This is a genomic window from Streptomyces lunalinharesii (genome assembly GCF_039532155.1).
Lineage (GTDB): Bacteria > Actinomycetota > Actinomycetes > Streptomycetales > Streptomycetaceae > Streptomyces > Streptomyces lunalinharesii.
In genome coordinates, this window is record NZ_BAAARK010000004.1 from 98,001 (window position 1) to 110,732 (window position 12,732).

At 74.1% G+C, this 12,732-nt stretch carries 12 protein-coding genes; 4 read left to right on the forward strand and 8 right to left on the reverse strand.

Features of this window, described 5'->3' with window-relative positions; genetic code table 11:
- Positions 1 to 56: 56 nt before the first annotated feature.
- The gene (cynR, locus tag ABD385_RS08330) at positions 57 to 947 is read right to left on the reverse strand and encodes a transcriptional regulator CynR (protein ID WP_344574395.1); all 891 of its coding nucleotides are present in this window, start codon (positions 945 to 947) and stop codon (positions 57 to 59) included.
- Between the two features lie 250 nt (positions 948 to 1,197).
- On the opposite strand from cynR, the gene ABD385_RS08335 reads away from it, so the two are divergent.
- Complete coding sequence (locus tag ABD385_RS08335) at positions 1,198 to 2,592, forward strand: MFS transporter (RefSeq protein ID WP_344574629.1); 1,395 nt, start codon at positions 1,198 to 1,200, stop codon at positions 2,590 to 2,592.
- Between the two features lie 28 nt (positions 2,593 to 2,620).
- On the opposite strand, the gene ABD385_RS08340 is transcribed toward ABD385_RS08335, so the two are convergent.
- Entirely contained in the window at positions 2,621 to 3,259 is a 639-nt protein-coding gene (locus ABD385_RS08340) for a GNAT family N-acetyltransferase (RefSeq protein ID WP_344574396.1), read from the reverse strand.
- A 145-nt stretch (positions 3,260 to 3,404) separates the two neighbouring features.
- Here ABD385_RS08340 and ABD385_RS08345 point away from each other — a divergent pair, with 145 nt between their 5' ends.
- Positions 3,405 to 3,563 carry a hypothetical protein gene (locus ABD385_RS08345; protein WP_344574397.1) on the forward strand — a complete coding sequence of 53 codons (159 nt, stop codon included), beginning with the start codon at positions 3,405 to 3,407 and terminating at the stop codon, positions 3,561 to 3,563.
- A gap of 148 nt (positions 3,564 to 3,711) precedes the next feature.
- Here ABD385_RS08345 and ABD385_RS08350 read toward each other — a convergent pair whose 3' ends face one another.
- The 4 genes from ABD385_RS08350 to ABD385_RS08365 all read right to left on the reverse strand — a co-directional run bounded on the left by ABD385_RS08350 (position 3,712) and on the right by ABD385_RS08365 (position 8,238).
- Complete coding sequence (locus ABD385_RS08350; RefSeq protein WP_425585368.1) at positions 3,712 to 5,652, reverse strand: ABC transporter ATP-binding protein; 1,941 nt, start codon at positions 5,650 to 5,652, stop codon at positions 3,712 to 3,714.
- Positions 5,653 to 6,004: 352 nt separating this feature from the next.
- Positions 6,005 to 6,550 carry a sigma-70 family RNA polymerase sigma factor family protein gene (locus ABD385_RS08355; protein WP_344574399.1) on the reverse strand — a complete coding sequence of 182 codons (546 nt, stop codon included), beginning with the start codon at positions 6,548 to 6,550 and terminating at the stop codon, positions 6,005 to 6,007.
- A complete protein-coding gene (locus tag ABD385_RS08360; RefSeq protein ID WP_344574400.1) occupies positions 6,547 to 7,791 on the reverse strand; it encodes a helix-turn-helix domain-containing protein in 1,245 nt (414 codons plus the stop codon). Before ABD385_RS08360 ends, ABD385_RS08355 begins: the two co-directional genes overlap by 4 nt.
- A gap of 243 nt (positions 7,792 to 8,034) precedes the next feature.
- Positions 8,035 to 8,238, reverse strand: coding sequence for a hypothetical protein (locus tag ABD385_RS08365; protein ID WP_344574401.1), 204 nt, complete (start codon positions 8,236 to 8,238; stop codon positions 8,035 to 8,037).
- Positions 8,239 to 9,135: 897 nt separating this feature from the next.
- Between ABD385_RS08365 and ABD385_RS08370 the strand changes: the two genes are divergently transcribed.
- Entirely contained in the window at positions 9,136 to 9,537 is a 402-nt protein-coding gene (locus tag ABD385_RS08370) for a DUF4345 domain-containing protein (RefSeq protein ID WP_344574402.1), read from the forward strand.
- A gap of 74 nt (positions 9,538 to 9,611) precedes the next feature.
- On the opposite strand, the gene ABD385_RS08375 is transcribed toward ABD385_RS08370, so the two are convergent.
- Entirely contained in the window at positions 9,612 to 9,905 is a 294-nt protein-coding gene (locus tag ABD385_RS08375) for a hypothetical protein (RefSeq protein WP_425585369.1), read from the reverse strand.
- Positions 9,902 to 10,618, reverse strand: coding sequence for an HNH endonuclease family protein (locus ABD385_RS08380; protein WP_425585377.1), 717 nt, complete (start codon positions 10,616 to 10,618; stop codon positions 9,902 to 9,904). The genes ABD385_RS08375 and ABD385_RS08380 overlap by 4 nt, the downstream gene beginning before the upstream one ends.
- Before the next feature lie 374 nt (positions 10,619 to 10,992).
- Between ABD385_RS08380 and ABD385_RS08385 the strand changes: the two genes are divergently transcribed.
- Positions 10,993 to 12,654, forward strand: a complete 1,662-nt coding sequence (locus ABD385_RS08385; protein WP_344574404.1) for a GMC oxidoreductase — start codon at positions 10,993 to 10,995, stop codon at positions 12,652 to 12,654.
- Positions 12,655 to 12,732: the final 78 nt, after the last annotated feature.

Here is a 12,732-nt window from a genome sequence, read left to right on the forward strand (position 1 = left end):
GATCAGGAGTGAAGCGCCTCGCACCGCCGTGCACCAGTGCCCCGTTGGCCTGATCGCTACGGGGCACCGCACCGATCCCGCACCAGGCGGCCGAACACCCGGGCCGCGGCGCTCTCGTGGGCGGCCGCGCGACGGAGCAGGACGGCGGTGCGCGCGGGCAGGGCGGGGTCGAGCGGCACGGTGCACAGCTCCGGGTGCTCCCGGGTGACGCGGTCCGGCAGCACGGTGACCAGGGTGGTGCGCCGGACGACGTCGACGAGCGCGGTGAGCGAGTTGGTCTCCACCGCGTGCGGCGGGCGGATGCCGTGTCCGGCGAAGTGCGCGTCGATCCGGGCCCGGGTGGTGAACCCGCCGGTGAAGAGGGCGAGTTGATAGGGCCCCAGGTCCCGCATGCCGACCGGATCCGGTCGGCCGGCCAACGGGTGGTCGATGCCGACGACGATCCCGAGCCGCTCGACGAAGAGCGTCTCGCCGGTGATCCCGGGCAGTTGGTCGCCCCGGAACGCCAGGCCCAGGTCCAGTTCGTCGGCGAGCAGTCCGGCCTCGATGGCGTCCTGGGTCGTCTCCCGGACGTCCAGGGTGATGCCGGGCCAGCACGCCCGGAAGTGCTGGACCAACGGCCCGATCAGGTACGTGCTGAACGTCGGGGTGTGGGCGAGGCGGAGGCGGCCGTGCGCGAGGTCCTGGACGTCCAGCACGGCGCGGGTGCCGGCGTCCAGTTCCGTCAGGGCGGAGCGGGCGTGGCGCAGGAACACGGTGCCGGCGTCGGTCGGCCGGACGGTCCGCCCGGACCGGTCGAGGAGCTGCGCCCCGACGGTGCGCTCCAGCTGGCCGATCTGCTGCGAGAGGGCCGGCTGGGAGAGGTGCAACGCCTCCGCGGCGCGGGTGAAGCTGCCGTGTTCGGCGACGGCGAGCAGCGAGCGCAGGTGCCGGAGTTCCAGGGCCATGACAGCGACTATAAGCAGCAGCAATGGCGATCATGAGTTATCGGTCTTGGACGTTATGCGCACAGTTCGCGCAGGGTGGAAGTCCGCGCCGTCCCGAGCCCCGACCGCCCCGGACGGACCCAACCACCGACCACCCGTGTCCCGAGGACCGCCCGTGCCCCTGCCACAGTCCGACGCCGCCCCGGCGCAACCCGCCACCGCCCCGGCCTCCGCACCCCCGTCCGCCCCCGGCGCCACCGCGCCGCCCGGCATCCGGCGCCCGCTCGTCCTGGCCGTGTGCTGTGCGAGCCTGTTCCTCGTCAGCCTCGACAACACCGCCCTGAACGTGGCGCTGCCGGCCGTCCAACGGGACCTGCACACCTCGGTCACCGGCCTCCAGTGGACCGTCGACGCCTATCTGATCGTGCTGGCAGCCCTGCTGCTGTTCTCCGGTGCGCTCGGCGACCGCATCGGGCACCGCCGGGTCTTCCGCACCGGCCTGGCGCTGTTCACGGCCTCCTCCCTGCTCTGCTCGCTGGCCCCGGACGCCGGTTGGCTGATCGCCTTCCGGATCGTGCAGGCCGTCGGCGGCTCGATGCTCAACCCGGCGGCCATGGCGCTGCTGACCGGCGTCTTCACGGGCCGGCGCGAACGGGCCCGGGCGATCGGGGTGTGGAGCACCGTCCAGGGCGTGACCATGGCGGTCGGGCCGCTGATCGGCGGAGTGCTCACCGACGCCGCCGGCTGGCGCTGGATCTTCCTGCTCAACCTGCCCGTCGGGCTGCTCGCCCTCGCCCTGACCGGCCGGGTCCCGGAGGCCCGCGCCCGGCACGCCCGCCGGCCCGACCCGGCCGGCCAGGTCCTGGTGATGGTGCTCCTCGCCGCCCTCGTCTACGTCATCATCCAGGCCCCCGTCACCGGCTGGACGGCCCCGCCCGTGCTGGCCTGCACGGGTGCGGCCCTGCTGGCCCTCCCGGCACTGCTGCGGATCGAGGGCCGCCGCCACGAACCGCTCATCGAGCTGCGCTTCTTCCGACAACCGTGGTTCACCGCAGCGGTGCTGGGCGCGGTACTGGCCTTCGCCGCGATGGGCGGCTTCCTCTTCCTCGCCGCCCTGTACTGGCAGAACGTCCGCCACCTCTCCGCCGGGGAGGCGGGGCTCCGGCTGCTCCCGATGGCGGTCATGACGATCGTCTGCCCACCGCTCGCGGGCCGCCTGACCGCCGCCTACGGGCCGCGCCCGCCGCTGCTCGCCGCCGGCGCCGCCACCGCGCTGAGCGGACTGCTCTGCGCCGCCTTCCACGCCGAGGCCCACGGCCCGCTCCTGATCACCGCCTACGCCCTCTTCGGCATCGGCTTCGGCCTGATCAACGCCCCGATCACGCACACCGCGATCTCCGGCGTGCCCCGCGAACAGGTCGGCGTCGCCTCGGCACTCACCGCCACCAGCCGGCAGGTCGGCAACGCGCTGGGCGTCGCGGCCATCGGCGCCGTCCTCGCGGTCGACGCCCCCGCCGGCGGCACGGCGGCCTTCCTGCGCGTCGCCCGCCCCGCCTGGTGGATCATCACCGCCTGCGGGGCCGGCGTCCTGCTCCTCGCCTGGCTCCTGGTGCGCCCGCCGACCGGCGCGGCCCGCCCGGACCGCACCGCAGCGTCCACCGCCTGACCCGGCACCGGTAGGCGAGCCGCCCCGCCTACCCGAAGAACTCCCGACACGCGTCGAGACCGTGCACCTCGACCGGAACCGTGCGGTGCGCCTCCCAGGACGCCCGGTCCAGGCGCAGCCGTTGCAGTGTGCGGACGGCGCCCCGCACGGCCACCGTGCACACCCCGTCCGGCGCGTAGCCGAGCTTCTCCGACACGCGCAGCGAGGCCGGGTTGTCGGTCATCGCCGAGGAGGTCACGGCCCGCGCGCCGAGGCCGGCGAAGGCGAGGTGCAGGGCGGCGGCCCGCATCTCCGTGCCGATCCCGCGGCCCTGGTGCGCCAGGCCGAGCCACGAGCCCGTCTCGGCCTCTCGGGTCACGGCGAAGTCGGTGGCGCTGACGTCCTGCCGGCCGACCACCCGGCCGTCGCACCGCACGGCCAGGCTGAGCGTCCACTCCTCGGGGCGCCAGTTCGCGACGGTGCCGAGCACGTGCTGGAACGTCGCTCGCGCGCGCTCCGGCGGGGTGCCGTCGGTCCACGGCACCGTGAAGGGCGTCCGGGCCGCGTCGTGCACTCCCGCGGCAGCGACCGCGGCGAGTTCGTCCAACCACGTCAGATCGGGAAGCCGCAACTCAAGGCGCGGCGTGGTGATCCGCAGGCGGTACGGGGGCCAGGCATGCACGTCCATGACGGGAGCCTGCCAAGACTGTGCCCGGAGGTCCAGCGCATTCGGACGGGCGAGGAGCGGTGGCGGGCGCTCACGGTCACCGTCGAGGGCCCGTACCGCACACCGCCACCCCGGCCTCGGACTGCCGGAAACCTCGCCGCATCCGATGGCGCCCGGATACGTGCCACCGGTCGGCAGTCGCCTCGCGCTCGACGTGGACTCCAGGGAGCCGGAGTTGACGCTGCCCGCCGGCGCACGGTTCACCGAGCCCGTCCTCCTCGGCCTCGCCGCACTCGCCGTCCGGGGCCGCGTCGAACGGGGGTGAGGCCACGGCCGCCGGGCGCCTGCGCTCCGGCCGGCACACCGTGCGGTCCCGCCCCGCCGGCGCCTCCGACCCTCCTCCCGTCACGCGGGCCCACCGGTCCGGTGCGGGCGGAAGGCCGGTCGTTGCCGGCGGGGTTCGGGATGCGGTCCTACAGCTCGGGCTGGTGCGTCTCGCGGGTGTGCTGGTAGGTCCACAGTTCGCGGAACAGGCCGTCCTGCGCTACCAGTTCGGGGAAGGTGCCCTGTTGGACGACGCGGCCCTTGTCCAGCACCAGGATGCGGTCGGCCACGGCCACGTTGGTGAGCCGGTGGGTGATCAGGACCACCGCGCGGGTCGCCGCGATCCGGCGCAGGCCGGCGAAGATGCGGTGCTCGCCGAGCGGGTCGAGCGCCGAGGTCGGCTCGTCCAGGACCAGTAGTCCGGCCGACCGGTGGAACGCCCGGGTGAGGGCGATCCGTTGCCACTGTCCGCCGGACAGTTCCTGGCCGCCGAGCCAGTCGCGGGCCAGCACCGTGTCGAGCCCGGACCGCAGTTCGGTGATCACCTCGTCGGCGCCGGAGCGCGCGCAGGCGTCGTGCACGTCGGCGTCGCCGCCCTCGGTGGGGCGGCCCAGGGTGATGTTCTCGCGGGCGCTCAGCGGCCAGCGCGCGTACTCCTGGGGCACCAGCGCGACCTGCGACCACATGGCGTGCGGATCGAGGTCGCCGGTGGGGACGCCGTCCCAGGTGACCGCGCCGGTGGTCGGCAGGTACAGCCCACTGAGCAGCTTGGCCAGCGTGGTCTTGCCGCTGCCGTTGTAGCCCACCAGGGCGACGACCTCACCGCGCCGCACGTCGAACGAGACGCCCCGCAGCGCGTCGTGGGCGGCCTCCTCGTAGCGGAAGACGAGGTCCTCGACGCGGATCTCGCGCGGGGCCGTGGGCACGAGGGTGCCGCGGCGCATCCGGAAGCCGCCGGCCTCCGTGAGGAACTCCGACCAGTCGTCCATGTAGAGCCCGGTGCGCATGATGCGGGCGCCGCCGGCGACCAGACCGCGCAGCGCCGTGCCGACCGTCTGCAGCGCGAACACCGCGGTGCCGGCGTGCCCGACGCTCATCCGGCCGGTGGCCAGCAGCCACACCACCGTGCCCCAGACCACCGCGGACGCCAACCCGCCGCAGACCGCGCCCACCGCGGACATCCGGGCCCCGGTGTTCGCCGCGCGCCGGTCGGCGCGGTTGATGCGCTCGGTGATCTGCCGGTAGCGGCCGACGAGGAAGTCGGCCATGGTGCCGGCCCGGACCTGGTCGGCGGCGTACCGGTCGCAGACGTGCCACCGCAGGATCGACAGCAGCCGGTAGTCCCCGCCGGCGCGCAGCCGGGCCAGGTAGCGCACCCGGGCCGCGCCCACCTGCGCCACCGCCTGGGGCAGACTGGCCAGCGCCAACAGCGGCAGCAGCGCCGGGTGCAGAGCGGTCAGCACCGCCGCGCCGGCGGCCAGGGAGGCGACCGAGGCGATCAGGTCCTGGCCCTCCCCCACCAGGTCCTGGACGATCTCCGCACCGCGGTCCGCCGCCTCCTTGCGGTGGGTGAATCCGGGCGCGTCATACGCCGACAGCTCGACCTCGGTGACCGCCTGCAACAGCCGGAGTTCGGCCTCCCGGGACATCTGCGGCCCCAGCCGGGACGACAGCCACACGACCACGATCCCGAGGGCCGACCGCACTCCGGCGGCGACCGCCAGCAGCACCACCGACGGCCAGGCCCCGAGCAGCCGGCCGTAGATGTCCCCGCCGGACAGCAGGGCGGTGATCGTCCCGCTGACCGCCAGCAGTCCCAACGCCTGCATCGCGCCGGAGGCGGCCTGGCAGACCAACAGCCCCAGGGCCGCCCACCGGTCGATCCGCCAGGCCAACGCGACCGAACGGCGCACCAGCTGCGGCAGCCGCCGGGCCATGTCCACCAGGCGGATCTGCCGCGCCGCCCGTTCCCGACTGCCCGTCCGATCGACGTACTGCAACTCCTCGGCGTCGGCGGCCACTTCATCGGCCACCGGCCCGGGTTTCTCCTCCGCCGCACGATCCGCCACCCCGACTCGCCTGATCCGCATCGTCCTCGTTCCCCTTCCACGGTCATCGGCTGGTGCCCTCCGACGCGGCGCGCCGGGGCCGCCGGCTCCGTGGCAGGGGCCGGTCCGGTCCCGCGGCGTCAACCGCGCGCCGCGCCGGCACGCGCCACCACGGAGGGATTCGAACGGAACCGGGCCCCGCTCGGCCGCGGAACGTCCGGCGCCCGCTCGCCCTCCATGGCGCGCGATGGGCACAGATGCCCTAAAGAACGGACCGCACCGGCCCCCGTAACGGGTGATCCGGGGGCAGTCGATGCACGCACGTTCCCCTCGCGCGCCGGAGCCCATGGGGGACCTGGCGACCGGGCGCCGACGACCACTCGAACAGCGTGGGTCACTCGTGCGGGGTATTGCGGGCCGCGGCCGGCAGGCGGCCCGCAGGCCGGTGCCCCACCACCGCCGGGCGTCCCCGGCCGGGACCGACGAGCAGCGCGTAGCGGACCCGGCTGGCCTCCGCCCCCATCACCTCCGCCGTCTCCTCCACCGAGTAGCCGAGCACGTCGTGCAGGACGAACGCGTCGTATTCCAGGGCGGGATGGCGCCACCCCACCCGCTCGAAGAGCCCCGGCGTCAGCTCTGCCGGAGCCTGCCCGGGCCCGCCGCTGCGCGCGCGGATCCGGGCGCTCACCACGGTCCAGGCACAGGCCGCCGGGTTGCGCCGACGGACGATGTCGGCCCACCGGATGGCGACCTCCCCCATCGCCTCCCCGAGGACCCGGGACGCCAGCGGTTCCGCCCCGTGGGCCAGGGCGTAGCCGAGGTATCGCGCGCCGTGCAGGGCGTAGAGGGCCTCGAAGGCCGGCGGCAGGGTGACCGCGGGCGGGACGACGGGCCGACGGCCGCCCGGGGCCGGCGCGCGGAAGGGGGCCGGCGCCCTCATCCGAACGCCTCCGCCCGCGGCGTACGGCGCTCGGACACCAACCCACAGGTGAAACGGGAGAGTTGGGTGAGCCGCGCGTGGTCCCAGAGCGGACGGATGTCGTCGGGGCGGCCGTGCAGCACGCCGACGACCGCACCGACGGTCTCCCAGTCCGGCACCAGGGAACCGTGCAGCAGACCGTTGACCTCGCACTCGGTCAGGGCGTTCCCGCTGGAGCGGCAGATCGCGGCGGGGTCCGGGCACGCGGCGGACAGGTACAGCCCGCGCAGCGCCGCGTGCAGGCTCCCGGCCCGGGCCAGTCGCCGTCCGTGGGCGGCGTCCCACAGCGGGCGGACGGTCTCCGGATCGCCGCCGCAGGCGTGCACCATCCGACGGGTCACCTTCCAGGAGGGGCTGCGTTCGCCCGACAGGATCCGGGAGACGTACGAGGCGCTCACCCGCGCCTCGACGGCGAGGGCCCGGAGCGTCTTGTCGCTGGCGCGCTGGAGGTGGGAGAGCGCCGACGCGAGCGCGGTGTGGGAGTCCTGGCCCGGTGGTCCGCCGTCCGGTCCGGCCGCGCCGCCGCCCTCGGCGTCGCCGCCCGCTCTTCCCCCGCCCTCGCCGCCGCCCTCGCCCTCCGGGTACGCGCGGCGCGGCGGGGCGGCGCGGACGGCGACGACCCGCCGCCGCTCGCCGTCCGTCCGGGGGGCCGGCCCGGGCGGGTCGGAGCGGTTCGCGGCGGCCGGGGGCTCCGGCCGGGCGGGGGCGGGCGGCTGCTCCGCCCGACCGGGCGGCGACGTACCGGCCAGCGCCGCGCGGCGCGCCCGGCGCTGGGTCATCTTCCGGGCGATTCTCTCCGCCGTGTACGCCCGGCCGACCTTGTCCACCGTGATGCGCAGGGCCTCGGCGATGGCCGGGCCCTTGTGGCCGCGGTCGCGGGCCTGTTGCACCACGGCGGCGGTCACGCAGGACAGGTCGCTGGAGAGCTCCACGACCTGCCGCAGTCCGGCGAGCGCGTCGCCGTCGCGTATCTGGTGCTGGAGCAGGGCGATCCGGAAGGCCATGTCGTCGGTGGCCTGGCGGGCGTCCTCGTCGTGCGCCTTGGTGTCCGGGGTCCGTTGCGAACTGCGGATCTTGCGGAAGACCCGCCCGCAGTATTCGCTGCAGTACTTGCGGCGCCGCCCGGGACCGGACCCGCTCTCCACTTCGTTGCGGCAACCGACCCTGGCGCAGGGGACCGGTCCGGGATCCTTTGGAGTCATCAGCTGTAATCCTTCTGGGGGATGTGCCACCGTGAACTCGCCGCAGAATTGGGCGATTTGCGGTTTGCCCGCCGAGGAGGCGGCCGGGGCCCGCGGGCCGTCGGGCACCACGGGACGCCTCGGTGTCGTGCCGGGCGACCCGCCGCGGCACCGGAGAGGACCTCCGGCACCGCGACGGGCCCGGCTTCCGACCCGCCGTCCGCGCGCCGCCCCCTACCGGGGACGGCTGCGCCCCGCACCGTGTCAGCCGGTGCGTCGGCGCTGGTGGCGGGGTCGGGGGCGGCGGGCGGCGAGCAGCGCGGCCAGTGCGGCGCCCCACATCCAGCGGACGTCGACGCCCTGCACCAGGACGTTCCCCAGGTGCTCGACGGCCAGGAACGCGGCCAGGGGAGCGGCGAGTTGAACGTCGCAGCGGAGGCCGATCCGGGCCGCGTACCGGGCCTGCACGGGGTCGTTGACCGGGAAGTCACGCCGGTCCCCGGTTTCAACCGGGCCCCTGTGAGGGATGTTAGCTTCGTAGCGCTTCAACTGGGCTGCCTCCGGGCGCCAGTGAGGCGTTCGGTCAGGGGGCATCTGTCCCTCCTCGATCGAGTGCGATGCGAACGAGTGGCCCTGGCTCCGGTTCCCGCCTTGCCAGGGCTACCTCGTGTTCCGGGACGGTACATCGTCACAGATCCGATCCACCAACGCTACGGTCGGTTAATGGCACGATTGCGATTGCCGGCGCCTTCCCGATTGCGAATCCATCGCCGGGTGCAACGTCCGTTCGGTTTTCCGCCCCGAAGAAGCGCGCCCGCAACGCCCCCGCTTTCCCGGCTCACCCGCCTCAACCCCGCGCGAGAACTAGGGTGCACGGGTGACCGCACCCCGGAACGCCACCGCCCTCGGGGTCCCGCGCCCACCCTCCGGTCGCCCGCCCCTCGGGCGCGACCCGCGCCGCCCCTTCCCGGCCGGCCCGCCACCCGTCCGCCCGTGCAGCCGCTCGGCCACCGGACACGCCAAGTCCCTTGCGCAGCACGGTGATTGCGGGCGACTGGCGGTCGTCGGCCGGCCGCTCGCGCGGCGGCCCGGCGGGCGTTGCGGGAGGCACGGGGACGGGCGACGGCGGAGCGGATCGGGCCGGCCTGCGGCGGTGGCTGCGGCCGGGCCGGCACCGCGCGGGCCCGACCCGCCGGGCTCGACGGGGTGCCGGCCGACCGGGCGGTGGGCGTCGTCCGCCGGCAGCACGAGCGGCGCGCCGGGGAACCCCCTCGGCGGAACCGGCACATCCGGCACCGCACGGACCGGCACAACGGTCCGCCGGGCGACGGGACGGCACGGAGAAGGACGAGGAGGACGGTGCGCATGGACAAGGCGAAGGCCCTCAAGGGACTGGCATGGGCGATGGGGGTGGCCTGCGTCGCCATCGGCGTCTACCACCTCGTGCTCGGCATCGCGTCGGTGCCGGGCGAGGAGGCGACCGGCGCCACCGTCGACAGTCGGGAGCGCTTCTACAACGCGATCTTCATCGGGTTCGGCCTGGCCTGGATCTGGGCCGCCCGCCAGGCACCGGTCCCGGCCGCCGCGGTGCGGCTGCTCACCGCGGTCTTCCTGCTCGGCGGGGTCGGCCGGGTGCTGTCGCTCTTCGTGCACGGCTGGCCGCACTGGTTCCAGGTCCCGCTGGCGGCCCTCGAACTCCTCCTGCCGCCGCTCTACTTCTGGCTCGCGGACGCCGACGAGAGGTCCGTCGCGGCGGCCCGCGGCTGACGCACTTCGCGGATGCGAAGACGGGGGCCCGGTCGGTCGACCGGGCCCCCGTCGGGTGTCGCGTCGGTGCCGGGTCAGGGCTCCGGGGTGGTGCCCGGCATCTGGGCGGCGCCGCCGGCGCGGACCGCGGCCAGCACCGAACGGTGCAGCACGGCCACACCGCCGGGCGGCACCCGGACCGGGCCGCCTTCGAGGTCGTAGTGCTCCTCGGCGCCGGTGTACTGGACGACGACCGCGGCGGTGCCGTCGCCCCGGTCGGTGGTGGTGACGGTCAGGTCGCCGGTGATGACGCCGACCTGGACCGTCATCGCGCCGCCGGGTCCGGCCGTGACCCGGTCGGTGCGCGCGTCGGGTGCGGAGGGGGTCACCGTTCGCAGGTGTCCAGCATCTCGGAGAGCTTGGCCTTCTCCGGTTCGGTGACGTTCAGGTGGTAGAGGTGCTTGACGTCGGTCCAGGCCCGCGCGTAGGTGCACCAGTAGGCGTGCCGCGGCGGGGCCCACTGGTCCGGTGACTGGTCGCCCTTCTGTCGGTTGGAGGAGGCGGACACGGCGATGAGTTGGGAGTGCACCAGGTCGTTGGCGAACGTCCGGCGCTCGGGGGTGGTCCACTCGTCGGCGCCGGAACGCCAGGCGTTGGCCAGCGGCACGACGTGGTCGATGTCGAGCTGACCGGAGACGTGGAAGACCTTCGCGTCGTACTCGCTGAACCACGTCCCGGAGATGGCGCGGCACTTCTCGTCCTGCTTGACGTCCTCGCCGTCGCGGGCGAGCACCACCTCGCGGGTGTCGCACTCCCCGTGCTGCTTGATCCAGTGCGGGAACTTCGCGCGGCTGTAGCCGTTCATCGAGTGCGGGGCGGCGACGTGCAGTCCGGCGAGTTCGGAGCGCGCCACCGCGGCGGACGGTGGCTCGGGGAGCTTCAGCGGAGCGGCGTCGAACGCGGTCGGGGCGGGCCGGGCCGCGGGGGCCGGGGCGGGGCGCGGAGCCGGATCGGCTATCGCCGTCGTCGAGGCGGCGGGGAGGACGGCGGCGATGATCAGGGCTGTGGTGGTGGCGGCGCGGCGCCACCAGGCGTTGGTCAACACCCGGAGAGCATCACCAGGAGAAACGGTTCGGCATCCGCGCTTTCACTCCTTGGTGGGCAAGATTGGAAGCCGGTATTCCGCTGCGGGATGCGGGCCGGTATAAGGCGCCTACGGCCGCCGCAGGGGCGCCGCTGGGCACCTGCGCGGCGCGCTCGGCGGGGCGTGCCCGGCAGGTCCGCGACGCCCGGAAGGGCGCCGGATTCTAGCCGGTCGACGGGCCCAAACCTCTGCGATTTCCCGCAGTCTTTCGTGATCAGGATGGTGCGCGCGGCGGCTCGGGCTGCTGGACGGCCCGCGGTTCCCCTCGGGACGGCCCCCGCGGACCAGCCCTGTGGGGACAGCCCTTTCGGCGAAGGCCAGGTACCAGCAACGTGTTCGAGAACCAGCAGAACCCGCAACTGTCGCGACGTCGTCTGCTCGGACTGGCGGCCCTCAGCGGTGCCGCCGTCGCCGGCCTGACCACGATCTCCGCCGCGCCGCGGGCCACCGCCGCCGACAAGGCGAGTCCGCGGGCCGACAGCGGTTCGTTCGTACCGGCCGTGGTCATCGGCACGGGATACGGCGCGGCGGTGTCCGCGCTGCGGCTGGGCGAGGCCGGGGTCCCGACGCTGATGCTCGAAATGGGCCAGCTGTGGAACAAGCCGGCGGAGGACGGCAACGTCTTCTGCGGCATGCTCACGCCGGACCGCCGCTCCAGCTGGTTCAAGTCGCGCACCGAGGCGCCGCTCGGCTCGTTCCTGTGGCTGGACGTGATCAACCGGAACATCGACCCGTACGCGGGCGTGCTGGACCGGGTGCACTTCGACGAGATGTCGGTGTACGTGGGGCGCGGCGTCGGCGGCGGCTCGCTGGTCAACGGCGGCATGGCGGTCGTGCCGAAGCGCACGTACTTCGAGGAAGTGCTGCCGCAGGTGGACGCGGCGCAGATGTACGAGCGGTACTTCCCGCGCGCCAACGCCGCGCTGAAGGTGAACCACATCGACCCGGCCTGGTTCGAGGACACCGAGTGGTACAAGTTCGCGCGGGTCTCGCGCGAGCAGGCGGGCAAGGCGGGCCTGAGCACCACCTTCGTCCCCAACGTCTACGACTTCGACCACATGAAGGGCGAGGCGGCCGGTACGGCGCCCAAGTCCGCGCTGGCGGGCGAGGTCATCTACGGCAACAACCACGGCAAGCAGAGCTTGGACAAGACCTACCTGGCGGCCGCCCTCGGCACCGGGAAGGTCACCATCGAGACCCTGCACCGGGTCACCGCGATCCGGGAGCAGGCGGACGGCAGTTACGTGCTGTCCGTGGACCAGAGCGACGCCGACGGCACGGTCATCGCCCACAAGGAGATCTCCTGCCGCCACCTGTTCCTCGGCGCCGGCAGCCTCGGTTCGACCGAGCTGCTGGTGCGGGCCCGGGACACCGGCGCGCTGCCCCGTCTCAACTCCGAGGTCGGGGAGGGTTGGGGTCCCAACGGCAACATCATGACCGGACGGGCCAACCACGTGTGGAACCCCACAGGTGCCCACCAGTCGTCGATCCCCGCCCTGGGGATCGACGACTGGGACAACCCCACCGCCCCGGTCTTCGCGGAGATCGCGCCGATGCCGGCCGGTCTGGAGACCTGGGTCAGCCTCTACCTGGCGATCACCAAGAACCCCGAGCGCGGCAAGTTCGTCTACGACAAGGCCACCGACCGGGCGGTGCTGCGCTGGACCCGGGCCCAGAACGCGCCCGCGGTCGAGGCCGCGAAGTCGCTGTTCGACCGGATCAACAAGGCCAACACGACGATGTACCGCTACGACCTGTTCGGGCCGCAGCTGAAGAACTTCGCCGACGACTTCTGCTACCACCCGCTCGGCGGCTGCGTGCTGGGCAAGGCCACCGACGGGTACGGCCGGGTCGCGGGCTACCACAACCTCTACGTCACCGACGGCGCGCTCATTCCGGGGTCCATCGGAGTCAACCCCTTCGTGACCATCACGGCGCTGGCCGAGCGGAACATCGAGCGGATCATCGCGGAGGACGTCAAGGCCGCGTCCTAGTCGGCGGCGGCCCACGGCGCCGGTCGGCCGCGGACGCCGAGGGCCGCCCCTTCCGCTCCTCCCCTCCCCCGGGTCTAC